The organism is Arthrobacter sp. Bi83, from assembly GCF_918698095.1.
In the GTDB taxonomy this organism is placed as follows: domain Bacteria; phylum Actinomycetota; class Actinomycetes; order Actinomycetales; family Micrococcaceae; genus Arthrobacter.
On sequence record NZ_CAKKLY010000034.1, the window covers coordinates 22677 to 45958 of the forward strand.

Annotated in this window: 22 protein-coding genes and 2 tRNA genes; 6 read left to right on the forward strand and 18 right to left on the reverse strand. The window is 64.6% G+C overall.

Annotation, left to right across the window (positions count from 1 at the left end):
- Nucleotides 1–34: 34 nt before the first annotated feature.
- Together metE and LQ144_RS15610 are read right to left on the reverse strand one after the other, a co-directional pair.
- On the reverse strand, nucleotides 35–2365 hold the full coding sequence (gene metE / locus LQ144_RS15605) for a 5-methyltetrahydropteroyltriglutamate--homocysteine S-methyltransferase (RefSeq protein ID WP_230119618.1): 2331 nt from the start codon (nucleotides 2363–2365) through the stop codon (nucleotides 35–37).
- A gap of 62 nt (nucleotides 2366–2427) precedes the next feature.
- Entirely contained in the window at nucleotides 2428–3393 is a 966-nt protein-coding gene (locus tag LQ144_RS15610; RefSeq protein ID WP_230119619.1) for a methylenetetrahydrofolate reductase, read from the reverse strand.
- A gap of 516 nt (nucleotides 3394–3909) precedes the next feature.
- Here LQ144_RS15610 and LQ144_RS15615 point away from each other — a divergent pair.
- Nucleotides 3910–4107 carry a hypothetical protein gene (locus LQ144_RS15615; RefSeq protein WP_230119620.1) on the forward strand — a complete coding sequence of 66 codons (198 nt, stop codon included), beginning with the start codon at nucleotides 3910–3912 and terminating at the stop codon, nucleotides 4105–4107.
- A 35-nt stretch (nucleotides 4108–4142) separates the two neighbouring features.
- Here LQ144_RS15615 and LQ144_RS15620 read toward each other — a convergent pair whose 3' ends face one another.
- The 4 genes from LQ144_RS15620 to LQ144_RS15635 all read right to left on the reverse strand — a co-directional run bounded on the left by LQ144_RS15620 (nucleotide 4143) and on the right by LQ144_RS15635 (nucleotide 8165).
- Entirely contained in the window at nucleotides 4143–5396 is a 1254-nt protein-coding gene (locus LQ144_RS15620; protein WP_230119621.1) for an ROK family transcriptional regulator, read from the reverse strand.
- A 122-nt stretch (nucleotides 5397–5518) separates the two neighbouring features.
- Complete coding sequence (locus tag LQ144_RS15625) at nucleotides 5519–6664, reverse strand: class I SAM-dependent methyltransferase (RefSeq protein ID WP_230119622.1); 1146 nt, start codon at nucleotides 6662–6664, stop codon at nucleotides 5519–5521.
- 680 nt (nucleotides 6665–7344) lie between these two features.
- Nucleotides 7345–7647 (reverse strand): DUF4193 domain-containing protein, encoded by a 303-nt coding sequence (locus LQ144_RS15630; RefSeq protein WP_230119623.1) that lies wholly within the window; start codon nucleotides 7645–7647, stop codon nucleotides 7345–7347.
- 167 nt (nucleotides 7648–7814) lie between these two features.
- Entirely contained in the window at nucleotides 7815–8165 is a 351-nt protein-coding gene (locus LQ144_RS15635; protein ID WP_230119624.1) for a zinc ribbon domain-containing protein YjdM, read from the reverse strand.
- A gap of 130 nt (nucleotides 8166–8295) precedes the next feature.
- Here LQ144_RS15635 and LQ144_RS15640 point away from each other — a divergent pair, with 130 nt between their 5' ends.
- The 3 genes from LQ144_RS15640 to LQ144_RS15650 all read left to right on the forward strand — a co-directional run bounded on the left by LQ144_RS15640 (nucleotide 8296) and on the right by LQ144_RS15650 (nucleotide 10659).
- Nucleotides 8296–8868 (forward strand): hypothetical protein, encoded by a 573-nt coding sequence (locus tag LQ144_RS15640; protein WP_230119625.1) that lies wholly within the window; start codon nucleotides 8296–8298, stop codon nucleotides 8866–8868.
- Between the two features lie 283 nt (nucleotides 8869–9151).
- On the forward strand, nucleotides 9152–9412 hold the full coding sequence (locus tag LQ144_RS15645) for a helix-turn-helix transcriptional regulator (RefSeq protein ID WP_230119626.1): 261 nt from the start codon (nucleotides 9152–9154) through the stop codon (nucleotides 9410–9412).
- On the forward strand, nucleotides 9409–10659 hold the full coding sequence (locus tag LQ144_RS15650; RefSeq protein WP_230119627.1) for a HipA domain-containing protein: 1251 nt from the start codon (nucleotides 9409–9411) through the stop codon (nucleotides 10657–10659). The genes LQ144_RS15645 and LQ144_RS15650 overlap by 4 nt, the downstream gene beginning before the upstream one ends.
- 164 nt (nucleotides 10660–10823) lie before the next feature.
- Here LQ144_RS15650 and LQ144_RS15655 read toward each other — a convergent pair whose 3' ends face one another.
- Both LQ144_RS15655 and LQ144_RS15660 read right to left on the reverse strand, forming a co-directional pair.
- Nucleotides 10824–11318: a DUF805 domain-containing protein gene (locus LQ144_RS15655; protein WP_230119628.1), complete on the reverse strand. Its 495-nt coding sequence runs from the start codon at nucleotides 11316–11318 to the stop codon at nucleotides 10824–10826.
- Nucleotides 11319–11574: 256 nt separating this feature from the next.
- A tRNA-Ala gene (locus LQ144_RS15660) sits at nucleotides 11575–11650 on the reverse strand.
- 258 nt (nucleotides 11651–11908) lie between these two features.
- Between LQ144_RS15660 and LQ144_RS15665 the strand changes: the two genes are divergently transcribed.
- Together LQ144_RS15665 and LQ144_RS15670 are read left to right on the forward strand one after the other, a co-directional pair.
- Complete coding sequence (locus LQ144_RS15665) at nucleotides 11909–12691, forward strand: glycoside hydrolase family 16 protein (RefSeq protein WP_230119629.1); 783 nt, start codon at nucleotides 11909–11911, stop codon at nucleotides 12689–12691.
- A 99-nt stretch (nucleotides 12692–12790) separates the two neighbouring features.
- Nucleotides 12791–13927, forward strand: a complete 1137-nt coding sequence (locus LQ144_RS15670; protein ID WP_230119630.1) for a cytochrome P450 — start codon at nucleotides 12791–12793, stop codon at nucleotides 13925–13927.
- An 87-nt stretch (nucleotides 13928–14014) separates the two neighbouring features.
- Here the strand turns inward: LQ144_RS15670 and LQ144_RS15675 are convergent, their stop codons facing one another.
- From LQ144_RS15675 to obgE, 10 genes are all read right to left on the reverse strand, one after another.
- Nucleotides 14015–14425: a hypothetical protein gene (locus LQ144_RS15675; RefSeq protein WP_230119631.1), complete on the reverse strand. Its 411-nt coding sequence runs from the start codon at nucleotides 14423–14425 to the stop codon at nucleotides 14015–14017.
- Between the two features lie 959 nt (nucleotides 14426–15384).
- The gene (locus LQ144_RS15680) at nucleotides 15385–15573 is read right to left on the reverse strand and encodes a hypothetical protein (RefSeq protein WP_230119632.1); all 189 of its coding nucleotides are present in this window, start codon (nucleotides 15571–15573) and stop codon (nucleotides 15385–15387) included.
- Between the two features lie 415 nt (nucleotides 15574–15988).
- Nucleotides 15989–16061: transfer RNA gene (locus tag LQ144_RS15685), tRNA-Ala, on the reverse strand.
- 142 nt (nucleotides 16062–16203) lie between these two features.
- Nucleotides 16204–16605 carry a ribosome silencing factor gene (gene rsfS, locus LQ144_RS15690; RefSeq protein ID WP_230119633.1) on the reverse strand — a complete coding sequence of 134 codons (402 nt, stop codon included), beginning with the start codon at nucleotides 16603–16605 and terminating at the stop codon, nucleotides 16204–16206.
- A gap of 44 nt (nucleotides 16606–16649) precedes the next feature.
- Nucleotides 16650–17735: a hypothetical protein gene (locus LQ144_RS15695; protein ID WP_354962163.1), complete on the reverse strand. Its 1086-nt coding sequence runs from the start codon at nucleotides 17733–17735 to the stop codon at nucleotides 16650–16652.
- Between the two features lie 317 nt (nucleotides 17736–18052).
- Entirely contained in the window at nucleotides 18053–18685 is a 633-nt protein-coding gene (gene nadD / locus LQ144_RS15700) for a nicotinate-nucleotide adenylyltransferase (RefSeq protein ID WP_290369776.1), read from the reverse strand.
- Nucleotides 18686–18725: 40 nt separating this feature from the next.
- Nucleotides 18726–18950: a hypothetical protein gene (locus tag LQ144_RS15705; RefSeq protein WP_230119636.1), complete on the reverse strand. Its 225-nt coding sequence runs from the start codon at nucleotides 18948–18950 to the stop codon at nucleotides 18726–18728.
- A gap of 100 nt (nucleotides 18951–19050) precedes the next feature.
- Complete coding sequence (locus tag LQ144_RS15710) at nucleotides 19051–20400, reverse strand: glutamate-5-semialdehyde dehydrogenase (protein WP_230119637.1); 1350 nt, start codon at nucleotides 20398–20400, stop codon at nucleotides 19051–19053.
- A 26-nt stretch (nucleotides 20401–20426) separates the two neighbouring features.
- The gene (gene proB / locus LQ144_RS15715) at nucleotides 20427–21524 is read right to left on the reverse strand and encodes a glutamate 5-kinase (protein ID WP_230119643.1); all 1098 of its coding nucleotides are present in this window, start codon (nucleotides 21522–21524) and stop codon (nucleotides 20427–20429) included.
- Nucleotides 21525–21588: 64 nt separating this feature from the next.
- Nucleotides 21589–23178 carry a GTPase ObgE gene (gene obgE, locus LQ144_RS15720; protein WP_230119638.1) on the reverse strand — a complete coding sequence of 530 codons (1590 nt, stop codon included), beginning with the start codon at nucleotides 23176–23178 and terminating at the stop codon, nucleotides 21589–21591.
- Nucleotides 23179–23282 lie beyond the last annotated feature (104 nt).

A 23282-nucleotide genomic window follows, 5' to 3' on the forward strand; every position in this document is an offset into this window, starting at 1 on the left:
GTGACCGCCCGCCGCCGTGCGTGGTTGCTGGTTCCTACTTTGCTGCTTCCAGCAGTTCCGCGCGGACCGTCTTGGTGGCTGCGACGAGGTTGCGCAGGGACTCTTCGGTCTCGGCGTAGCCGCGGGTCTTCAGGCCGCAGTCGGGGTTGACCCAGAGCTGGCGGGACGGAACGTGCTTGACGGCCGTGCTCAGCAGCTCGGTGACTTCCTGCTCGCCCGGAACGCGCGGCGAGTGGATGTCGTAGACGCCCGGGCCGACGCCGCGGCCGAAGCCGTGGGACTCGAGGTCGTGGACGACCTCCATGCGGGAGCGTGCAGCCTCGATGGAGGTGACGTCCGCGTCCAGTCCGTCAATGGCGTCGATGATGGCTCCGAACTCGGAGTAGCACAGGTGGGTGTGGATCTGGGTGGCGTCGGCGGCACCGGCGGTGGCCAGGCGGAACGAGTTCACGGACCAGTCCAGGTAAGCGGCCTGGTCGGCCTTGCGCAGGGGCAGGAGTTCGCGCAGGGCAGGCTCGTCCACCTGGATGACCTTGATGCCGGCGGCTTCGAGGTCGGCGATCTCGTCGCGCAGCGCCAGGCCGACCTGGTTGGCGGTTTCGCCCAGCGGCTGGTCGTCGCGGACGAAGGACCACGCCAGGATGGTGACCGGACCGGTGAGCATGCCCTTCATCGGCTTGCTGGTCAGCGACTGGGCGTACTCGGCCCAGGCCACCGTGATGGGGGCGCTGCGGGTGACGTCGCCCCAGAGGATGGACGGGCGGGTGCAGCGTGAGCCGTAGGACTGGACCCAGCCGTGGACCGTGACGTCGAAGCCTTCGAGGTTCTCGGCGAAGTACTGCACCATGTCGTTGCGCTCGGGCTCGCCGTGCACCAGGACGTCGTAGCCGAGCTCTTCCTGCAGCTCGACGACGCGCTTGATCTCGTCCTTCATGAGCTGCTCGTACTGCTCGTTGGTGAGGTCGCCCTTGTTGTTGCGGGCACGGGCCGAACGGATTTCGGAGGTCTGCGGGAAGGAGCCGATGGTGGTGGTGGGCAGCGGCGGCAGGTGCAGGGCCTCTTCCTGGGCGGCTTCGCGGACCGAGTACTCGGAGCGGTTGAAGTCGGCCGGGGTCAGGGCGGCGGTACGGGCCCGGACGTCGGCGCGCTGGACGCCCTCGGCGGCGGCGCGCGAGGCGATGATGCGGGTGGCCTCATCGATGGCCGGCTGCACGGCGGCGGCGTCGGTGAGCAGACCGGCAAGGGTCACAACCTCAACGGCCTTCTGGTCGGCGAATGCCAGCCAGCTGCGGAGCTGCTCGGACAGCTGTGCCTCTTCCTCGACGTCGTGCGGGACGTGCTGGGTGGAGGTGGAGGTGCTGATGGCCAGCTTGGCCACCGACTTCTTCAGTTCGGCGATCTTGTCGGCAGAGGCTGCAAGATCGTTGCGCCAGATGTTGTGGCCGTCCACGACGCCGGCAACCAGGGTCTTGCTGCCCAGTGCCGCCAGTGCTGCGGCGGACGGGACGGCGCCCTTGAAGACGTCGATGTGCAGGGCGTCGATGTTGGTGGCCGCGAGGGTGCCGAGCTGGCCGTTCAGGGCGCCGTACGGGGCGGAGACGAACAGCTGCGGGCGCTGGCCGGCCGCGGAGAGGACTTCGTAAGAGCGGGCAACGGCGGCCTGGATCTCCTGCGCGGAGGTTTCCTGGTCGACAACCAGGGCCGGCTCGTCCAGCTGGACCCAGCTGGCGCCGGCAGCGGCCAGCTTCTCGAGCAGCGCGGTGTAGATGGGGAGTACATCCTCGAGGCGCGACAGCGGGCTAAAGCCGGCCGGGGCGTCGTCGGAAGCCTTGCTGAGCAGCAGGAAGGTGACGGGCCCCACGATGTAGGGACGGGTCTCCACACCGTTGGCCAGGGCGTATTCGAACTCTTCAACGATGCGGTTGGAGGTCAGCGCGAAGTTGGTCTCCGGGCCGATTTCCGGCACCAGGTAGTGGTAGTTGGTGTCAAACCACTTGGTCATTTCCAGCGGCTGCTCGTCCTTGTTGCCGCGGGCCAGGGTGAAGTAGCCATCGATGTCCAGCTGGCCCTCAGCGTTGAGGAGGTTGCCGAAACGGGCCGGCACGGCGCCGAGGTGAGCAGCGGCGTCGAGCACCTGGTCGTAGAAGGAGAACGTGCCGGGAACGGCGGCCGCTTCGGTCAGGCCCAGGCCCTGCAGGCGCTTGGCCGTGCCCAGCTGGATTTCCTTGGCTGCGGCGTCGAGGGCGGCGGCGTCGATCTTGCCGGCCCAGTAGGCTTCGACGGCCTTCTTGAGTTCGCGGCGGCGGCCGATGCGGGGGTAGCCGAGGATTGAGGCGGACGGGAACGGGGTGTTCTTCTCAGTCATGTGAATTTCCTTGAATGGGTGGGAAGGCGTGCAGGTCTTGGGGTGGGGTCAGCTGGCCGTGGTCAGCTGGCGAGCTGGCGGCGGGCGATCGCGTTGAGGCGGCTGGCCGAGCGTGCCGGACGGACGAGCGAGAGCTTGTCCAGTACCTCCAGCGCGCTCTGGTGTTCATTGAACGTGTACAGGTGCAGGCCGGGGGCTCCGGCATCCAGTGCGGCGTTGGCCAGGTCCACCGTGGCGCCCACACCGATGCGCAGGCGCTCGGCATCGGAATCCGCCGCGGCCAGCCGCTCGATGAGCTCCGGAGCCGGTTCGACGCCGGTCAGCTCGCCCAGCCGCTTCAGCCGGCGCAGGCTCGTGAGCGGCATGACGCCTGGGATGATGGGGATCGTGACTCCGGCGCGGCGGGCCCTCGTGATGAGGTCCGCGTACTGCTCGGTGCGGAAGAACACCTGGGTGATGGCGAAGTCCGCGCCTGAGCGCTGCTTGGCCAGCAGTACCTCGACGTCGTGTGCCTCGCTCGGGGATTCCGGGTGCCGGGTGGGATAGGCCGCCACGCCGACTGCCACCTTGCCGGCGCACAGCAGCGCCGACCGCCGCTGCTCAACCCGCCGGATCAGTTCGATCAGGTCCTGAGCGTAGCGAAGGGAGCCGCTGACCGGTTCACCGCTGTCCTTGGGCTGGTCGCCGCGCAGGGCAAGGATGCCGCGTACTCCGGCGTCAAGCAGCTCGCCGATGATTTCGGCAAGTTCCGACGGCGTGTTTCCGACGCAGGTCAGGTGGGCCAGAGGGCGGAGGGTGGTTTCCAGGACCAGGCGGTTGATGAGTTCGACCGCGGTGTCCCGGTTGGAGCCGCTGGCACCGTAGGTGACGGACACGTAGTCGGGGTCCGTCGTCTCCAGCTCGCGGATGGTCGTCCACAACGTTTCCGCAGCCGCGGGCGACCGGGGAGGGAAGAGCTCATACGACAGCGCAACAGGGGCGGTGTCGGAAAGATTTGGATGGGTCTCAATAAGGCTGGGTGGTGACATTTGCGTCCTTGGCTATGGGCCATTGAAAGCGGCACTGCCGTGGCGGTGGCCCGTGCAGTGTGCGGTCAATGAATTGAGTTTGGGGAACACGGAACGTACTTCGGCAGGGCGCAGCCGCGACTGTTACGCCTGAATAAAAGCAGTCCGTGAGCAAATGTCAGGCCCACATGGGGGCACCCACACCCTCCTTGGCTGCCGACGGGCGGCAGGACCACAGCGGAGGATCGCTGACACGTTACCTCGGTAACTTGTATAGAACTTTAGAAGCCAGTTGGGGGCCGGTTCAAGTCGGCATCGAATTAAGACGCAGTCTTACGCCTCCGGTTGTGCCCTGCACAGAACATTCTTCGCTCAAGGCGCCCGCCTGGGCCAGATGGCATGACAGCGGTCAACCGGGGCGTATCAGCCCGGATGGTCCGGACGACGTTGGTCCCGGCGTCGTCCAGTCCCGCTTCCGGCGCCGCAGAAGTAGCCGTTACCCTCCCTATGCAGGGGGAACGGGTCTATTCTTTTGCCATGATCCAGCTACCAGCCAGCTATCAGGAATATCTCGTCGGCAAGGACCCAAGCTTCGTTGACATGGTCCGTCCGATCCTCATGCAGTCCGCCGCCGACAAGCTCCATGGCGTGCGTGTGCTGTTCATTCCGAAGGGGCACCAGGCGCACCTTGACGACACCATTCCGTACGGAACGATTGTCGAGGACATCGATTAGGGCTGCCCCCGGCACTAGTCGGCCGGCCCGAAACCTCAGCCCTCCAGCAGCAGCCGCTGCGCCCGCGGAGCCAGCGTGTGCTCGAGGACGAGGCACGCAGCGCCCACGGCCCCCACATCCTCCCCCACACCCGTGCCCACCACTTCAATGCCATGGATGTTCCCCGCGTCGCTGTTCTGATTGATCAGTTCGGGAACCTGGTCCAAGTAGCGCCGTGACAGCGGAGCCCAGAATGGTCCGCCGAACACCACGCGGTCGACGTCGAGCGTATTGGCCACCACCGCCGCTGCCCGTGCCACGAGCGCCGCAGACTTGTCGATGATCGCAGCGGCCGCCCCGTTTCCCGCCTCGGCAGCCTCGCAGAGCAATGCAAAACCGTCCTGCACCGCAGGCCCGCTCGTCAACGGACTTGAGTTGTCCAGGATTCCGGCAGCCTGGGCTTCGGCCACGAGGACCTGGGGAATGCAAGAGGACTTTACGCAGCCACGAAGGCCGCAGTCGCAGGGCGGCCCGTCCGGATCAACGATGATGTGGCCGATTTCTCCGGCGTTACCCGACGTACCGCGGACCACCTCGTCGTTGAGGACAATGCCGCAGCCGATTCCCGTGCCCATGTACATGAAGATGAAACTGCCCGTGCCGCTGGGGCCGCCAGCCCAGGTTTCCGCCACGGCGGCGCTGGTCACGTCCTTGTCCATGAGCACCGACATCCCCGTGGCTTCGGCCAGCGCGTCCCGGAGCGGAACGCTGTCCCAGCCGTTCAGCAACGGCGGCTCCACCACGGTGCCGTGGTCATGGTTGATCGGACCCGGAGTAGCCACCCCGAGGCCGGCTATTTTGTCCCGGTCCACGCCGGAAGCGTCCACGAGTTGTTCGATCTCCGCGGCGATGGCGGAGATGACGGCATCCGGATTGCCGTCGTCCGGAGTCTTGATCTGCGAATGCTGAACCACTGCACCTGTGAGGTCCAGCAGCACGGAGGTTGCGACGGCGGGATCCAGGTGCACACCCACCGCATACATACCCGACGGATTCAGTCGCAGGATGGTCCGTGGCTTTCCTGGCCCGCTCCCCTCTTTCCCTGCCTCGACAATGAGGTTCTGGTCCAGCAGCCGGCGGGAAATGTTCGAGATGGTCTGCGGCGACAGGCCTACGATCTGCGCCAGCTCGACGCGGCTGAGGCCTCCTGAGGATCGCCGGATCGCGTCCAGGATGACTGTCAGGTTGAAGTCACCCATGCGGGGCAGGTTGGTTCCGCGCCGCGGTGTGGGCTGGCGGATCTCGGTCAATGAATCCCCTAAGCATCGTCGGTGCGTCACTATCGATGTCTGAATCGTACGTTACCTACCGGTATACGGGTATGTCCCACTCGCGGACCAAGGCGGAGGGCAGCCCGTGCCGGCGGCGACGCTTAGCTGCCGTGCAGTTTGGTGCTGGCAGCCACCGTGAATTTCGGGTTCCTGCCTTTGATGCGGGTCGGTCCAACCAGCCTTTCGAGAGCCGGCAAGTACGGCAGGTGGCTGTTGAAGACCGTCCACAGCTCACCGCCGGGAGCCAGCACCCGGGCCGCGGCCTCGAACATCTTGATCCCCGCACCGGTGTGGACGCTCGCTCCAAGGTGGAAGGGGGGATTTAGCAGGATGAGGTCGGCGCTGCCGGCCGGAACAGAGCTCATCGCGTCGTCCTGAAGCACAGTGATCTGCCTGTCCAGGCCATTCGCCGCTGCCGTGGCCGCCGCGGACGCAACTGCCGCCGCTGATTGGTCCGTGGCCGTCACCGCCGACTCCGGATGGGCTCGCGCATACATGGCCGCCAGGATCCCGGTGCCGCAGCCCAGATCCACTGCGCTGCCGGCCGCAGGGATCGCCGGAAGAAACTCCAGCAGGAAGCGCGTTCCGATATCCAGCCTGGTGCCGGCGAATACGGCACCGTGCGCACAGACGGTGAGATCCAGCTCGGCGTTGTACTCCATCACCGGATACGGCGACGCTGGCTGCCCGGGCATTGGCCCCGATGCCACGAGGAGCCGTGACTTCTGCCGCGCCAGCTGCGGCTGGACGGTTTCAAAATACCTCCCCAGCACCGCGTTCATGCCCAGGGACATGTGCTTAACCCGACCGCCGGCAAGCAGCACGGTCCCAGCGGACGCGTACCGCGCCACGGCGTCGGAAATTTCCTCGAGCTCGGCGAGCGTCTTGGGAAGCTGCAGCAGAACGATGTCCGCGCCGTCCAGCAGCGCTGCCCCCAGGGGCAGCTGCACAAACCCGGCGTCGACGCCGAGTGCAGCAGCATTGTTGCGGAGTGCACGCTCCCCCGTGATGAGATCCTGGTACACCCGAACCCGCGCAGGCGGTGACGCACGGCCAGCGAGCAGCCCCAGCGCGAGAGCCCCGTAGCGGTCGCCGAGGACCGCAACGCTGCTCTCGGGCGTCAGGAAGTCGGCGGCCGTTTCCAGCAGCAGCGTGTCGGTGGCGTCCCATGCCTGCAGGTTGGTGGCCTCAACGTCCGGGTACCTCCGCAGCCTGCCCAGTAGGTGCCCAAGGCTGTTTTCCGTCACCTGATGCCGCCGCCTGTTCTTTACTGCCTGCCAATGCCGAATATGCCGTGCCCCTCGAGGGGCAGGCTACTGAGCAAACTTACCGCGAATTCGGTGCAGGCCGCCCGCCAAAACCCGCACCGTCACCGGCGGACGGGAATGAACCCTTCTTCGGAATGCGACATCAGACCTCCAGAAGCCGCTACCCCACTTGCTTGCTTGCGGCAACGAACTTAGGCTTGACTCGTCGGAGAGAGTCGGCTGGGAGCTGTTCCGGAGACACCATGTCATGTTGGACGCCACCCTCTTACTGGGACGGCACCGGGCGTCCGGGGGATTTTTAATCCCGAAAGAACTCTCGCCGCAACCCTCGGGCTGAAGAAGTATCAGCCAGTACTCACTTCTTCACGGATCTCGGGGCTCTGGGCCTTCGGAAGCTCCATCCCCTCTTCTGTTCGATTTATGAGGGTCCGTTTTGGCGGCACGAACGCTTCATGACGGGAGAAGAGGTTCTGCCGGCGGCAACTTTCTGCGGCAACCCTGCCCGTGAAATTTCGGGGCAGCCGCAGCAAGTTCTGCCCCGAAGGCCTGAGAGGCACATACTCTTCGCAGTCATCTTCGTGATGCGGCCGCGGATCTGTCGCCGCGGCGGCACCGTGCATCATTCCGGATCCGGGAGCAGCCCGGCGCGTGGTTCCGCCTTAGCCTTCACATTCAGTGCAGTATGCGTGGCCGTCCTTCTCACGCGCAATTTGGGACCGGTGCCGGACCAGGAAACAGGAGTAGCAGGTGAATTCGTCCTCCGCCTGGGGTACGACCTGGACGACCAGTTCCTCGGCGACAAACTCTCCGCCCGGGGTGACGGCGCCGTCCATGGCGTCAGCCTCGTCCAGCTCGCGGACGACGCTGCGGGCGTCCGGGGCGTTCGCGGACTGAAGCGCTTCGAGGGACCTGTCCTGAGATTCTTTGACGTCGGATCGTACTTCGTCGTAATCGGTTGCCACTTGGTTCATTCTCTTCTCTGACGTTCTTATCTGACGGGAATGCAACATACACCATTTCACCGGCATTCCCCTATCACGAGGACATGGGGGGCGGAAGCCGGAAATGGCACACGACGGGCTTCGGCAGGGCTCGGTGACGTTTCCGTGGCTCGTACTGCGGTCGGTCCCTAAACCTTTTTCACCACACCCGACTTCAGCTGCATGGGACCCACACCGTCGATTTTGCAGTCAATGTCGTGGTCGCCCACGCCGTCCAGGAGGCGGATGCCGCGCACCTTGGTGCCAACCTTGATGACGGTGGAGCTGCCCTTGACCTTGAGGTCCTTGACCACGGTAACGGTGTCGCCGTCGGCCAGCGCGTTTCCCACGGCGTCCCTGATGACCCGCTCCCCCGGCCCGTCCGCTTCAGCCGGCGCCGCTGACCATTCGTGGCCGCATTCAGGGCAGACCAGGAGAGCACCCATCTCATACGTGTATTCGCTTGAGCAATCCGGGCAAGGAGGAAGCGTCTCGTTCACGTTGCCTATCCTAATCCGCGCGTCAGGGGCAGCGGCTGTCGCTGCAATCGAACGAAGTCGAGATTCCTGGGCCGCTCCGGGCATAAACTTCCCCTGTAAGCATCGTTGGAGTTAACTCAAGGATGGCGTCATGACCGCGATCGATCCGGAATTGCTGACCTTCGAGTACAGGCTCCGGTATCGCGGCGCCCCCGGCCCCGAGCACGATCCGGCTGACCTTCCGATGCGGTGGGAAATCACCATTAGCGGCGGACACAACGAAGACGACGTCCAAGTCGGAAGCGCGGCCGTCTACCTTGTGCCAAAGGCAGGGATGCTCAACCTCGCCGTGGCAGCCGACGGAGCGGACCGGGAAATGGAGCTGGTCGCCGAGATGCTGACGAGTGACCGCCCGGACTTGGTGGCCGAGTATCTCCAGTACGGCGGTGACATGATGGTCGTATCATCCCTGGAAATCCTTCCTGAATACCGGGGCGACAGGATCGGCTACGCGGCTTTGCACGCAATTATCGAGACGATCGGCAGGTCCGCTGACCTGGTTGTGCTTCATGCAGCTCCGGCGACCAGCGGAGCTTTTCCAGACGAAAAATCTCCTGAATATGAAGCGGCGACGACGGCCCTGAAAGCGTACTGGCTGGATTTCGGCTTCGAGGAAGCCGCCGGAGACTACCTGGCGATCGTCAAACAGAAGATCCTGGAATGATGCTTCCGGCGCGCGCTGGCAGGTTCCAGCACCTGCTAAGGCGGGGCGATTACTTTGGGCGCACCGGTGCCCGGGACACCCGGAACCGCGTTGCCCGTTGGCCTGTGCCTTGACGTCCCCATCACAAGATTCCAGTGCCCCTCGCCCCAGGAGATCGCAGGTCAGGCTTGGTCGGGTCGGAGCCGCACCCCACTAATAATGGGACATATATGTCGCATCTGCGAAGTAAGCTCGGATGTGCCAGATATGTCCCAAGCGCAGAAAATCCCTATATGATCAAAATATGTCACATTCGCCGGACTTGACCCCGTTCTATCGCGCTGTGGATGCCGTCTCTTTCGGACTGGCCATCAGCGATGCCCGCAAGGAAGCATCCCTGACGCAGCAGGAACTGGCCGACCGGATCCGCACCACCCGCCGCACCATCCACCGCCTCGAACACGGCGAAGCGGTGTCCATGATCGTCGCGATAGACGCAATCCGTGCCCTCGGCCGGGATGTGGCACTGATCCCCCGGTTCTCCAAGCTGCAGGTCAGGCCGTGACCCGCCGTAGCCTTGAGGTCTTTCTGCATGGACGCCCCATCGGGGTTCTCTCCGGCACGCCCTTGAGGCTGGCCTTCCAGTACGACCGGGACATCGTCGCCGAATATGGTGCATCGTCCATCCTGCTCTCCCTGGCGCTCCCGGTGACGCGGAAGAAACTGGACGGCCCCGCGGTCTTTAACTACTTCGACGGACTGCTGCCCGAAGGCCAGGTGCGCTCGCACCTGGCTGCCGCGAACCGGATCACCACACCGGATGCCCTCGGCCTGCTGTCCGTCCTCGGGGCCGACTGCGCCGGCGCGGTCCAGGCGCTGCCGCCAGGAACCGGGCCGGACGGGCCCTCGCAGGCGGCAGCCATGACGGACGAGGAGGTCCGCCATGTCGTTGAGTCACTGCCGACCTGGGATCTGCCCGCCGACTTCGCCATCACGGCCTCCCTGGGAGGCGTCCAGTCAAAGGTCCTCCTGAGCAGGCACGACGGCGGGTGGGCCTGGCCCGGACGGGGCGCGGTGTCCACGCACATCATCAAGCCCGAGCCGCTCGATTCGCCGATCCCCCAGCTCCTCACCTCCGAAGACTGGGCCCTCCGGGTCGCTGCGGCAGCAGGGCTGCCGGCAGCCCAAGCGCACCTGGAAACGTTCGGGGAACGGGACGCCATCGTCGTGACGCGCTTTGACCGCACCCCGGACGGGGGCAGGCTGCACCAGGAAGACTTCACCCAGGCCCTCGCCCTCGCGAGCACGGCCAAGTACGAGGGAACCACGGTCCCGCCGTCCCGGCTCACCCGAGTCGTTGCTGCCGCGTCACCGCACACCCGCCACCCTGACGATTTCCGACGTGACCTGCTCCGGGCCGTCACCTTCAACCTTGTCATCGGCAACGGCGATGCCCACTCGAAAAACTACTCGATCCTGATCCGGGACGGCGGCGAAGTGCTGCTCGCTCCCCTGTACGACGTGGCGCCCACGCTGTTGCTCTACCCGCCAAGCTCCAACGCCGGCCACGCGCTCGGCGGGCAGATCGGGCTGAATCACCTCACACTGGAACACCTCGTCCGGGAAGGAGCGGCCTGGGGCCTGGAAGCGGATGATGCCAGGGTCACCGCGCGATCTGCAATGGAAGCCGTCGGGCACGCTGCAGCGGCGACCAGGTCCCCCGATGACCGGCTGCAGTTCCTGAAAGACCTCGTGCCGGCCAGGGTTGAGGACCTCCTCACCGGCGGCACCGCCCGCCGGGCACTCCCCTGACTCCTCCGCTCGCCCGGGCAGCATGGGCTGACCCAAAAGTGGCGCAAACGAACTCTGTTGGCGGATTTCGGCACACTACCCGCCCTGGGCACACAAAAGGGGCCGCACCTCAGTGCAGCCCCTTTCGCGCTCTCCGACCGGAGGTCCTTGCGGACAGGTCCTGACTAGACGCTGCCGGGCTGGTCGAAGCGCTGACCTGCCGGGTTGGCGGGCAGAATCATGAACACCAGCAAGGCCAGTGCACCCAGGAACGGCACCAGCCCGAGGAGCACCAGCCAGCCGCTCATGTTCACGTCGTGCAGGCGCCGTACGGTGAGCGCGAGGGACGGAACGATGGTGGCCAGCGCCCAAATGACGAGCAGAATGTAGCCGACGATGGCACCAGGTCCGGGAGCCGGGGTGCTGCCGAGGCTAGAACTTGCCGGCGTGGCGGCAGCTCCCGCTCCTATGATGATGTTCACGATGATGCTTACGCCAACGGATACCAGGGTCCACCACCAGTATTCGCTGCGGCTGGCCCTCCCGGAGAACGTGGCGTACTTCTTGAAGAACCGGCGGACTGCTGCCGGGAAAGGCGCGCCATAGTACGGAGCCCAGAGTGGCGGTTCACCGCCTTGCCAGGGCTGCGCTTGCTGCTGCGGGTATTGCGGATAACTCAAGTTGTACCCCCATGTTTTCGAGTGAGTGAAACGAGCTCATCCTAAAGCTGCGACCTGGCGGAAGGGCGGTTCGTGGGACAAAATTTACCCTGTTGCGACGTTTCTGTGACCTGGCCTGGATTTCCTCAGGCGTCAGAAGGAGCATGAAGGTTCCGTGAAAAGTGGTCAAAAGGTGCCCACGTGTCAGAGCTGTGTCGAGTTTCGGCAAAGAAAAACCGCCAGAACCGGGCCGCAGCCCTGAATTCCAGCGGTTTCTTGGTGGAGCTGAGGGGACTCGAACCCCTGACCCCCTGCATGCCATGCAGGTGCGCTACCAGCTGCGCCACAGCCCCAAACCTTGTTCCTGCCGGTCTTTTGTGTCTCCCGGAAGCAACCTGAATAGCCTAATGCACAATTGGGCTGGAAGCCAATCAGGCCGTCCCCGTGCCCGGCACGGTGACTTCCCGCCGCGGCCTTTTTGAGTGGCTAAGCGCAAGCGGGGACCCGGACTCCAAGACTTTCCCAAGGTCTGTCCCGTAGCCTGAGTCCAGCGGAATGACCCGCATGCGTGTTGCTGGGGCGCTGTGGATAATGCAGAGCTGAGGAGAGCCATGCGTTTGAAGCGAAAGCTGGCAGCAGCGGTTATTGCTGCCGCCACGTTGAGTCTGGCGGCAGTGAATCTGAATGGGCGCGTGTCGGTACCGGCATCGGACCCGGGATTCGTAGCAACGGCGGCCACGGACGGAGTCCAGGCTGCAGTCCTGCGGGGATGGGGCCGGGTGGTGGCAGGCGACGAGTTTTCCTACGTCGGGGCGCCCAACCCGCAAAAATGGAAACTGTACGACGGGCTGGGGCACGCCGGCAAAGGGATCCGTAGCCCAAAGGCGTGGAACGTGGCCAATGGAGTGGCGACGGTCAGCGGTAACGTTTCCGGCACGACGGGCGGGATGTCGGCGATTTTCGCCCAACAAAAGTACGGCCGTTGGGAAACACGAATGAAGACCAGCGTGCGAGACCCGAAATACCACCCTGTCGTGCTCCTGTGGCCGAACGGCAACACTTCCCCGAACTGCGCTGAAGTTGACTACGCCGAGGCGCTCACCGATACCACCATGGTCAAATTTGCCCTGCACTACGCCTGCGCCGGACCATACAGCTATCAGACCCGGGGGGCACGGACGATCGACGTCACCCAATGGCACAACTACGCCGTCCAGTGGACCTCAACGGGGATCACCGGATACATCGATGGAATCCTGTGGTTCACCGACACGAATCCAGCCCATCAGCCGACCGTCGGGATGCACCAGACCCTCCAGCTCGACTGGTTCCCGAACGGAACGGCCACCAAACCAACCCAGATGCAGGTCGATTGGGTCCGCGTCTACCGGTGAGACGTGCAACGCGCGCCCCGACACTTCGTCTGCGCCCGGAAGACCGCGGGCGGAGCAGGGAGGCCAACCATGGACTTCAGACCGGATAATGAGCATCGAATGGACCCCTTCCCTCATTACAAGAGGATGAGGGAACACGCACCTGTCCTCCACGACGAGTCATCCGGGAGCTGGCACGTCTTCCGGTATGACGACGTGCAGCGTGTGCTTTCCGAACATGCCACGTTCTCCTCAAGGATGGGCGGGGGCGATCCGTCGGAGACGGGCCAGTTGTTCGCGGCGAGTCTGGTCACCACCGACCCACCCCGGCACCGGCAATTGCGCTCCCTGGTGACTCAGGCGTTCACGCCGAAGGCAGTGGACGGGCTTGCTCCCCGTATCTCAACGCTCACGGAGGAACTACTGGACGGGATCGCTGCCATCGGTACGGCCGACCTTGTCGAGGAGTTGGCGTACCCGCTGCCGGTGATCGTGATCGCGGAGCTCATGGGCATACCCGCCGAGGACCGTGATCGCTTCAAGAAGTGGTCCGATGTCATCGTCAGCCAAACGCGGGCGGGAGCGGAGAGCGCCGACCACCGCACCACCAACCGGGACATGACTGAGTACTTCCTGGCCATGATCGAACAGCGTAGACGCCGCCCTGGAAGCGATTTGATCAGCAACCTGCTGGCAGCCGAGATCGAAGGCGAAAAACTGAGTGTCGCCGAGCTGCTGGGCTTCTGCAGTTTGCTGCTCGTCGCCGGCAATGAAACGACCACCAACCTGATCGGCAACGCGGTGCTTTGTTTCACGGAAGTGCCCGGCACGATCGAACGGCTCCAAGCGGAACCAGCGCTTTTGCCGCAGGCGGTAGAAGAAGTGCTGCGCTACCGTTCTCCCGTCCAGTCCATGTACCGGGTAGCGGCTACAGAAACTATCCTGGGCGGTCTCCAGATCCCCGCCGGAGCCCCGCTGGTGGCGTGGATCGGATCGGCGAACCGCGACGACCGGCACTTCCAGCGACCTGACCAGTTCGATATCGACCGCGGTCCTGTCCGGCATCTTGCCTTCGGACACGGCATTCACTTCTGTCTCGGTGCCCCTCTTGCCAGACTTGAAGCGAGGATCGCACTTGCGGCCGTTCTGTCCCGCCTGCCCAGACTGGTCGTGGCCGCCCAAACGCGCCTCGAGCGGGTGGAAAGCACGATCATTTACGGACTCAAGGAGCTCCCGGTCAGCTGGCAGGCAGCCTAACCACGAGGTTCCGGATGTCTCGAGCCGTTGGGCACGCGGCCAGCCGACGGGTGGCCGTTGGCGCCTTCTGCTCCTGCTCCAACGGCCTTACAGGCGGTTGAGTAATTCGGCCCGCCTGGTGTTGAGCTCCTCGTCGGAGATCAGACCCTGCCGCTGCAGGCGTACAAGTTCCTGGATCTGCGACGCCACAGACGGGGATGCTGCGCTGGCCGCGTATCGGTTGATACTGAGCACCCGGATGATGACTCCGGCAAGGACCAGGGCGATGCCCAGCACTATAAGGATCCAGGTCGGAACCGCAGAAGAGTCGACACTCCGATAGCACTCTGCCGCGGCACGGGAGCGGCTCCGAAGGGCGTCGAAGATTTCAGCGGCGCGGCTTTGCGGCATAAGCGCACTGCCGCAAAGCGGGCCGGCTTTCTGCAAGCCGACGATGATTCCGGTGATCGATACGGAGAATCCCGCGGCAATCAGCCAAACCCATCCTCGCCGAGTCATGGGGTCCGGCTGCACGGTACCTTCCATATCTCCCCTTTAAAAATCGCTAGTGGTGAAGGAAATCATATCGGCACCGGATAAAACAAAGCCGCTGGACCGGGCTGATGACCAGGTCCAGCGGCTTCTTCTGGAAAAGCAGCTACGAAGGCAGTGATGCCTCCGTTGAGGCCGCACATCGGGTGCGCCACCACGGACGCCACAGACCAAGCGGCGACGCTCGGCACACGCAACCCGCCGAGCACTCTGGCGGCCAGGAACCGTTGCGCCGACTTCTCCGCTAAAGTAGCGCGGTGATGGCGGGGATAAAAACTTTGATCGGGGATGTGCAGGTCAGATTGCTGGGCCAGGCAGATGCTGAACTCATGTCCGCTGCCTAGCAACAGGCTTCGAGCAAATAGGCCTTGCGGCCGCCTACCTGAAGATTGCCGGGGTTTGGCAGGACCACCGACTCTACCAGCGTCTGATGTATTGAACGCCCCGTCAGGCCTTCTGGCGTGCGCTTACCGGCGGCCACCGTAGGGGCTCCTGAGGGAACCGTAGGTCGAGAAGGCTGTCCGCCTACCTGCCTTCCGCCAGAGTACGGCCGCCAAGCCGAGGGTGTGTTGCCGGGCCCGTCGCTGCTGGGGACGCCGGGCCCGGCCATCCGGAGCTTCGGACTAGCGGTTTGGTCCGCTCCAGGACATGTTCACTCTCGTCCGAGGGCCTTGTGAAAAAACGGGAGCTCCCCCTCAAATACGTGGTACTCGCCGACCCCCACGATGGGGGGTGAGCAACGTTCCGGACATTTGCAGCTGGCTGGTAAAGCACCATGCGGACAGTGACTATTGGCCGCCAGCAAAAGCCGGCGGAGAGCCCTGAGCCGGTGAAGGTGTCGGCGTTCCGCCGGCTCTTCGGCCGATAGTCCAGACAGGCACGAAAGAGGGGCAACCATTGCGGCTGCCCCTCCTTCCGTTCTCGGATTAGACCTTCTCCCCGGTCCTGTCAGGAGCCTGCTCGGGTTCCTGGACCGTGAACTCCCTGCGGCGCCAAGGGAAGGCCCAGAACTTGAAGTCCTTTGCCTCCACCCGGCGCTCCGGGCGCTCGTCAGCATCCCGTGTGGCGTCTTTCCTGGCGTCACGACGGAAATCCTTGCTGTATGAACCGCACATCACTGACCTCCTAAAAGCGGTGCCCCTTAATCGTCCTCCGATCCAGCCGGCACGTCGAGAGGCCGGAAGCTGATTAATGCCGACAGTGGACGGCGGTTGGGCCCTCAGTTCAAACCGCCGAGCTGCACATGGAACAGGAAAGGCTTCATTCCGCCCAAAGGCCCCTCACGACACCTCAGATGACGCCCGTACCAAGATGAAAGGGGCACCATGGCACACACACCATCGGTTCTGGGCCGGCTAAAGGAGCGACAAAAGACCTCTGGTGCCGGAATCTACGCTGCGCTGCTTGCCGCGCCGTCGATTGCTGGTGTTCGCGTCTTCAAAACATGGGCAAAACACGGAGGCGTGCTGAATGTCGGCAAAGAAAAACCGCCGGAACCGGGCCGCAGCCCTGAGTTCCAGCGGTTTCTTGTGGAGCTGAGGGGACTCGAACCCCTGACCCCCTGCATGCCATGCAGGTGCGCTACCAGCTGCGCCACAGCCCCTAATTTTCGCTGCTCCGGCACCTTCAGCGTTCGCCTCAGGGCCCGACCTTTTGTTCGGATCTCTCCGAAGCAACTCAAATATCTTAGAACAGCGATTCCGAAAATTCCAAATCGGGCATATTGGCCACTGTTCGGGCCAGCCCTACTCTGATTCGGAAGTCGCGGCGGCCTTGGCGGAGGTGTCGTCGCCGAGCTGCAGGTCCACGACCGGGCAGTCCTTCCAGAGTCGCTCGAGGGCATAGAAGACGCGGTCTTCCTCGTGCTGGACGTGGATCACTACGTCGGAGTAATCCAGCAGGACCCAGCGGCCGGCCGAGCGGCCCTCGCGGCGGACCGGGCGAAGGTCCTGCTTGATGAGCTCCTCTTCGATGCCGTCGACAATGGCGTTGACCTGGCGTTCGCTGGGCGCGGAAGCGATCAGGAAGACGTCTGCGAGGGCAAGGCGCTCACTGACGTCCAGGGCAACGATGTCCTGGGCAATCTTGTCCGCCGCGGCCCTCGCTGCGTGTCGGGCTGTGGTGATGGATGAATCGGATGCAGTCACGGGACTCCTTGTTGTGGTGTAAAACCTGGTGGCTATTGCTGAAGTCAGCGCGAGAGGCCGCTGATGATCATGATGATTCCGGTAATGAGGGCGATGGTCCCGAGGGCCAGCACTCCCAACTGGAGGAGCCGGAGCCGGTGGGCCCTGCCGAGACCGGCCGTTGCGGCATCGAGCGGATCCAGTCCGTAGGCGGACTTCGCTGACACAGGCGGCAGCCCGGCAAAATCCTCATTCAACTCCGCATCCCAGGCGGCGTTCGTCTGAGGAGCTGCGGCTCCGGACGCGGCCCTTGCTGCCGCCTCGGCACGGGCGATCACCCGCGAGCGTCCTGTCGATGGCGTGCTGCCGCCTGACCGCGGCTTCTTGGTCTGGCGTGCAGCCCGTGAGGGAACGCGCGGCCCCGGGCTGGTCACGACCGGAACATACGATGTGGCCGGCCGCTTCATGACGGGGCGGTCCACTCCCGGAACCTGGACAAATTCCAGGGGCGTTACCATGGCCAGGTTGCTGGCCGTGGACGGGCCGTTCTGCGGCTGGGTCGGGGCGTTCTGCGGCTGGGTCGGGGCGTTCTGTTCGGCAAGTTTCTGTTTGGCCATGGCACGCTTGTTGAGAACGGCAGCGCGTTCAGCGAGGGCTATCTGCTGAGCCAGGATCTCGGGGTCTACGGCTTCCGGGTCCGTGGCAGCGATGTGCTCCATCTTGGCGAGCTGGTTCTTGGCCTGTTCGGCGATGAGGGTGCGGGCCTCAAGTGCCTGTTCGACAGTCATGCCCTCGGGCAACTCGTCCCCAGCGGACGCCCCGGCCGACGCCGGCGCGGCCTTCGGCTGCGCGGGCGCCTGCGGTTGGGCTGGGGGCTGAGCTTGAGCAGGCGCGGCAGGTGCCTGCGCTTGCGTGGAACCCTTCTTTTGGGCGGGAGCCGGGCCGCCAGCAGCGGGCGGGACCACGGGCATGGCCGAGGTGACAGCCTGTTCCAGCTGCATCAGCCTGAGCTGGCGGCGAGTGGGCGGTCCGCCTCCGGACAGTTGCCCTTCTTTTTCCGCGAGCTCTTTGATGGTGCGGAGCGCGGCACGGTCCCTCGCCCTGATCTGGGACGAGCGTTCAGCCGCTGAGCCTGCGGGGACGGAATCCACGGGCCCCGGCGCGACGCGGCGGACACGCCCAGATTCGGAGGATGGACGCGTTGCATCAGAGGCGCGCGCGCCATCGGGATTGCCGGGAGTGTCCGCGGGACGTGGAGCGCCGGCGGCCCTGGACGCTTCCGCTGCGCGGGGATCAGCCGGCTGCTTGGACGAAGGCTGTTTCGGGGAAGGTTGCTTTGAGGCAGGGGCTACCCCGCCGGCACGCGTGGTGCTGGCGTCATCCCGGTTCTTACCCAGGGCTTCATCTCTGGCCTTCCGTAATTCACGGCGGCTGCGGACGGGTGGCTGTTCCTGACTCATTTAAGAACTCATTCAGTGCTGTCGGGATCGTCTGTCTCGGTAAGCGCGGAGCTGCCTTGCTGGGTCCGCGGCGCGGCGTAAAGTCCGTATTTCGCGATGTACTGAACCACGCCATCCGGCACCAGGTACCAGACCGGATTGTTGGCCGCCACGCGTGCGCGGCAGTCCGTTGAGGAAATGGCCATGGCCGGCACCGTGAGGAGGCTGACGTCCTTTCGGCCCATGCCGTCCAGTTCGTGCCCCGGCCGGGTGACGCCCACGAAGTGGGCCAGCGACCACAGTTCGTCGATATCTTTCCATGACAGGATCTGAGCCAGGGCGTCCGCACCGGTGATGAAGAACAGGTCGGCGTCGGGACGCTGGGTCCGCAGATCCCGCAGCGTGTCGATGGTGTAGGTGGGACCGGGACGGTCCACATCCACGCGGCTGACGGTGAACCGCGGATTCGACGCCGTGGCAATCACGGTCATGAGATAGCGGTGTTCCGGCTCGCTGACCTTCTTACTCGACTTTTGCCACGGCTGGCCGGTCGGAACGAAGACCACCTCGTCCAGTCCGAACTTGGCGGCTACCTCGCTGGCCGCCACCAAGTGGCCGTGATGGATGGGATCGAACGTCCCGCCCATCACGCCCAACCTCAGCCGGCGTTGCGGACCGCCGTGATGCAATGCGGTGGAAATGTTAGTGGCCCTGCCCGTGATCGTGCTTGTTGGGGTGCTGGCGGTGCGGATCCGAATGTTCGTCCACCGGGGAGTGGCGGTTGCCCAGGTTCGAGTAGGACAGCGTGATGAACATCAGAACCAGCAGGATGCTAAAGATCGACACGCCAAAAACCCACGGTTCAGCCCACAGGGGGGCCCGTTCTTCGTGTTCGGCAACTGACACGGCGATCTGCTGGAGCAGCATTTTCTCCCCTAGGACTGAAAGGATGACGACGGCGGAAATTCCCGCCGTTCCGGACTTCTGTACTATGTTACCGCGTTGTTAGCCACGGCTACCGCGGTTGTTAACCGCGCACTTGGCCTTCGCCCTGCACGATCCACTTGGTGGTGGTCAACTCCGTGAGGCCCATCGGACCCCGTGCATGAAGCTTCTGCGTGGAGATGCCGACCTCGGCACCCAACCCCAATTCGCCGCCGTCGGTAAAGCGCGTGGACGCGTTCACGATCACCGCCGCCGAGTCAATTTCCGCAATGAAGCGTTCGGCGTTCGCGAGGTTGTTGGTCAGGATGGCCTCGGTGTGGCCGGTGGTCCAGGTACGGATGTGCTGCACCGCTTCGTCCAGGCTGTCCACCATGGCCACCGCCAGGTCCAGGTCCATGTACTCGGTGGCCCAGTCCTCGTCGGTGGCCGGCACGGACTCTACGGATGCGGGCAGCACGGCGCGGATCCGGTCATCGGCATGCAGACGGACGCCGGCCTTGCTGAGCGCCTCGGCCACCGCCGGTAGGACGGTGGAGCCGGAGTGGACCAGCAGCGTTTCCACGGTGTTGCAGACACTGGGCCGCTGGGTCTTGGCGTTGAGGAGGATCTCCACGGCCATGTCCTCGCCGGCAGACTCGTCGATGAAGATGTGGACGTTGCCCTCGCCTGTCTCGATGACCGGGACGGAGGAATTGTTCACGACGGTCTGGATCAGTTCACGGCCGCCGCGGGGAATCAGCACGTCAACACGGCCGCGGGCACGCATGAGCACATTGGCCCCTTCGCGTCCGAACTGGTCGACGCTCTGGACGGCATCCGAAGGAAGGCCCACGGAGTCGAGAGCTTCGCGCAGTACGAGGATCAGGGCCTCGTTGGTGGCAGCCGCCGCTGAGCCGCCGCGCAGGATCACGGCGTTGCCGCTCTTCAGCGCGAGACCGGCGATATCAACTGTCACGTTGGGGCGGGCTTCATAGATGGCCGCAACCACGCCCATGGGGACGTTGATCTGACGCAGGCGCAGGCCGTTCGGCAGCGTCTGGCCCCGGACAACGTTGCCGACGGGGTCGGGCAGGCCCGCGAGATTTTCGAGGGCGCCTGCGAGGGCGTCGATCCGGGCGTCGTTGAGCGTCAGCCGGTCAAGGAGGGCGGCCGTAGTTCCGTTCGCGCGGCCGGCTTCCACGTCCTTGGCGTTCGCGGCAAGGATCTCGGCCTTGCGCTCCAGCAATGCGCTTCCAATGGCACGAAGACCCTTGTCCTTCAGGGCGCGGTTGGCCCGGGACATGCTGCGGGCCGCGTGGCGGGAACGGTCGGCGATCGCGTAGACGGCCGCCTCGACCTCTGCCGGTGTCGGCTGGGAGTTTTCCGGCATGGAAGGGACCTGCGTAGCGTCGGTGGATGTCTCTGCTGCTTGGTTCATCAGTGCCTCAGTCATCATTCAAGTCTAGGCGAGTGCGGCCGTTAGACCAGAACCAGGTCATCAACGTGAACAACCTCACGGTCAAAGCCGCGCCCCAGGGACTCCCCCAGCTCCACGGTGGAGCGGCCCAGCATCTGCGGCAATTCGCTGGCGGAGTAGTTGACCAGGCCGCGCGCAATGACCGTGCCGTCGGCAGATACCATTTCGACGGCGTCGCCGGATTCAAAGGTGCCTTCAACGGCCGTGATGCCCGCCGGGAGCAGCGAGGTGTGGTTGTCCCGCACGGCGGTGATGGCGCCGTCGTCGAGTATTAGCCGGCCCTGCACGTGCGCGAGGTGCGCGAGCCACATCATGCGCACGGACTTGCGTCCGCTGTTGACGGAGAACCAGGTTCCCACGTCTTCGCCGGCAAGGGCCGCGGCCGCATTCGCGGTGGAAGTTACAAGCGCGGGGATGCCGGAATCTGCAGCCATTGTGGCGGCTTCCACCTTGGTCTGCATGCCGCCGGTTCCCACCCCGGCTTTGCCGGGACTGCCGATGGATACACCTTCAAGGTCCTGCGGGCCGTCTACCTGCGGGATGCGCTTGGCGCCCTTCGAGGGCGGACCGTCATAAAGCGAGTCGACGTCGGAAAGGAGCACCAGCGCATCGGCGCGAACCAGGTGGGCAACGAGGGCGGAGAGGCGGTCGTTGTCGCCGAAGCGGATCTTGTGGGTTGCGACGGTGTCGTTCTCATTGACCACGGGCACAACGCCGAGGTTCAGCAGACGGTTCAGTGCGCGAAACGCGTTCTGGTGATGGCTTCGCCGCATGAGGTCATCTGCAGTCAAAAGCACTTGGCTGACGGTGACACCGTGCGCGCCGAAAGCCTGTGTGTAGCGGGCCATAAGGAGGCCCTGGCCCACGCTGGCAGCTGCCTGCTGCGTGGCGAGGTCGCGCGGACGCTTGGCCAGGCCAAGCGGTGCCAGTCCTGCCGCGATTGCGCCGGAGGAAACCAGGATGATTTCGGCGCCCGCGTTGCACTTGGCCGCCAGCGCGTCAGAAAGTTCGGTCAGCGCCTCCTCCGAGATTCCGCCCTTGATGCTGGTAAGCGACGACGATCCGACCTTGACTACGATGCGGCGTGCCCTCGCGAGCATCCTGCGGTCGTCGGTTCTGGTTTCCTCGATGACTACTGCGGAATTGTCGGTCACGTGTGCGGGTTCACTCCTCATTGTCGGTGTTCAGTCCACTCTCCTTGAGAGGCCGTGCGGCACGGCGTCCACTGACTGACTCAGTCCAGATTCCGGCCTTGCGCTCAGCCTCCAGCTCGGCGCGTGCCGCGGCCTTGGCTTCACGGCGCTCGACCTGCTCATCGCGCTTCTGTCCACGCGTCGGCCGGTCTCCGATGTCAGCGAAACGGACGTCAGTACCGCGCGGCGCGGCGAGCAATTCCGCGCCCGCCATCATGGTGGGCTCCCAGTCGAACACCACGCCGTCGTCCTCACCGATCACCACTGTGTCGCCGGGCTTGGCACCCTGCTTGAACAGTTCGTTTTCCACACCCAGTTTGGCAAGGCGGTCGGCCAGGTAGCCAATGGCTTCCTCGTTGGTGAAGTCGGTCTGTTTGACCCAGCGCACAGGCTTCTCGCCCAGGACGCGGAACAGCGGCTCCAGGTTCTTCTCCTCGCGGCGGATCTTGAAGCCGGCCTCGTTGACCGCACGGGGGCGCAGGACAGGAGCGTGCACCTTGGGCGGCGTGGCCGCCACCGTGTCCCGGGCGGCCTTGACGATCTCGGCCATGGCGAAACCAAGCTGGCGCAGGCCCTCGTGGCTCGTGGCTGAGACTTCGAAGACGCGGTAGCCTCTGGACTCCAGCTCCGGGCGGACGAACTCGGCCATGTCCTTGCCGTCGGGCAGATCGACCTTGTTCAGTGCCACCAGCCGGGGCCGGTGGTTGAGCGGGACAACTTCTCCGTCGGTGCCGGCGTAGCTCATGTCAACGGCGTACTTCTCAAGCTCGGCTTCAATAATGGCGAGGTCGGAGAGCGGGTCACGGTCAGATTCGAGCGTACCGCAGTCCAAAACGTGCACCAAAGCCGCACAACGCTCCACGTGGCGGAGGAAGTTATGGCCCAGGCCCTTGCCTTCGCTGGCACCCTCGATGAGTCCGGGGACGTCTGCGATGGTGAACCGGACCTCGCCGGCCTGGACCACGCCGAGGTTGGGGATGAGCGTGGTGAACGGGTAGTCGGCGATCTTGGGCCGGGCAGCGGACATCGCGGCAATCAGGCTGGATTTGCCCGCCGAAGGGAATCCGACCAGGGCAATATCCGCGATGGACTTCAGTTCCAGCACGATGTCGCTGGAATCACCCTCGATGCCCAGCAGTGCGAAGCCGGGGGCGCGACGCTTCTGCGAGGACAGCGAGGCGTTGCCAAGGCCGCCGATGCCGCCGGCAGCCGCAATGAATTCGGTGCCTTCGCCGACGAGGTCGGCGAGGACTTTGCCGTCCTTCGTCTTGACCACGGTGCCGTCCGGGACGGGCAGGATCAGCGTTTCACCGTTCTTGCCGCCGCGCCAGTCACCCATGCCCGGGCCGCCGTTGGTGGCGTGCCGGTGCGGGGCGTGGTGGTAGTCCAGCAGCGTGGTGGTCTGCAGGTCCACGCGCAGGATGACATCGCCGCCGTTGCCGCCATTGCCGCCGTCGGGTCCGCCGAGCGGCTTGAACTTCTCACGGTGAACGGAGACACAGCCGTGGCCGCCGGTACCGCCGGATACGTGCAGTACTACCCGGTCTACAAAGCTCGCCACGGTGAATCTCCTCTGTGCTTAATCTGACTGTCTTGGACACCCAAATTGATTGTAATGCGGTTAAAAGAACAGTGGAGCGGGCCATCATGGCCCGCTCCACCGGT

What these genes read in the sequence shown, in the direction of transcription:
- metE (WP_230119618.1), bottom strand. Translation starts at nt 2,365, where the DNA reads ATGACTGAGAAGAACACCCCGTTCCCGTCCGCCTCAATCCTCGGCTAC.
- LQ144_RS15610 (WP_230119619.1), bottom strand. Translation starts at nt 3,393, where the DNA reads ATGTCACCACCCAGCCTTATTGAGACCCATCCAAATCTTTCCGACACC.
- LQ144_RS15615 (WP_230119620.1), top strand. Translation starts at nt 3,910, where the DNA reads ATGATCCAGCTACCAGCCAGCTATCAGGAATATCTCGTCGGCAAGGAC.
- LQ144_RS15640 (WP_230119625.1), top strand. Translation starts at nt 8,296, where the DNA reads ATGACCGCGATCGATCCGGAATTGCTGACCTTCGAGTACAGGCTCCGG.
- LQ144_RS15645 (WP_230119626.1), top strand. Translation starts at nt 9,152, where the DNA reads ATGTCACATTCGCCGGACTTGACCCCGTTCTATCGCGCTGTGGATGCC.
- LQ144_RS15665 (WP_230119629.1), top strand. Translation starts at nt 11,909, where the DNA reads ATGCGTTTGAAGCGAAAGCTGGCAGCAGCGGTTATTGCTGCCGCCACG.
- LQ144_RS15670 (WP_230119630.1), top strand. Translation starts at nt 12,791, where the DNA reads ATGGACCCCTTCCCTCATTACAAGAGGATGAGGGAACACGCACCTGTC.
- LQ144_RS15675 (WP_230119631.1), bottom strand. Translation starts at nt 14,425, where the DNA reads ATGACTCGGCGAGGATGGGTTTGGCTGATTGCCGCGGGATTCTCCGTA.
- LQ144_RS15680 (WP_230119632.1), bottom strand. Translation starts at nt 15,573, where the DNA reads ATGTGCGGTTCATACAGCAAGGATTTCCGTCGTGACGCCAGGAAAGAC.
- LQ144_RS15705 (WP_230119636.1), bottom strand. Translation starts at nt 18,950, where the DNA reads ATGCTGCTCCAGCAGATCGCCGTGTCAGTTGCCGAACACGAAGAACGG.
- LQ144_RS15710 (WP_230119637.1), bottom strand. Translation starts at nt 20,400, where the DNA reads ATGACTGAGGCACTGATGAACCAAGCAGCAGAGACATCCACCGACGCT.
- proB (WP_230119643.1), bottom strand. Translation starts at nt 21,524, where the DNA reads ATGCTCGCGAGGGCACGCCGCATCGTAGTCAAGGTCGGATCGTCGTCG.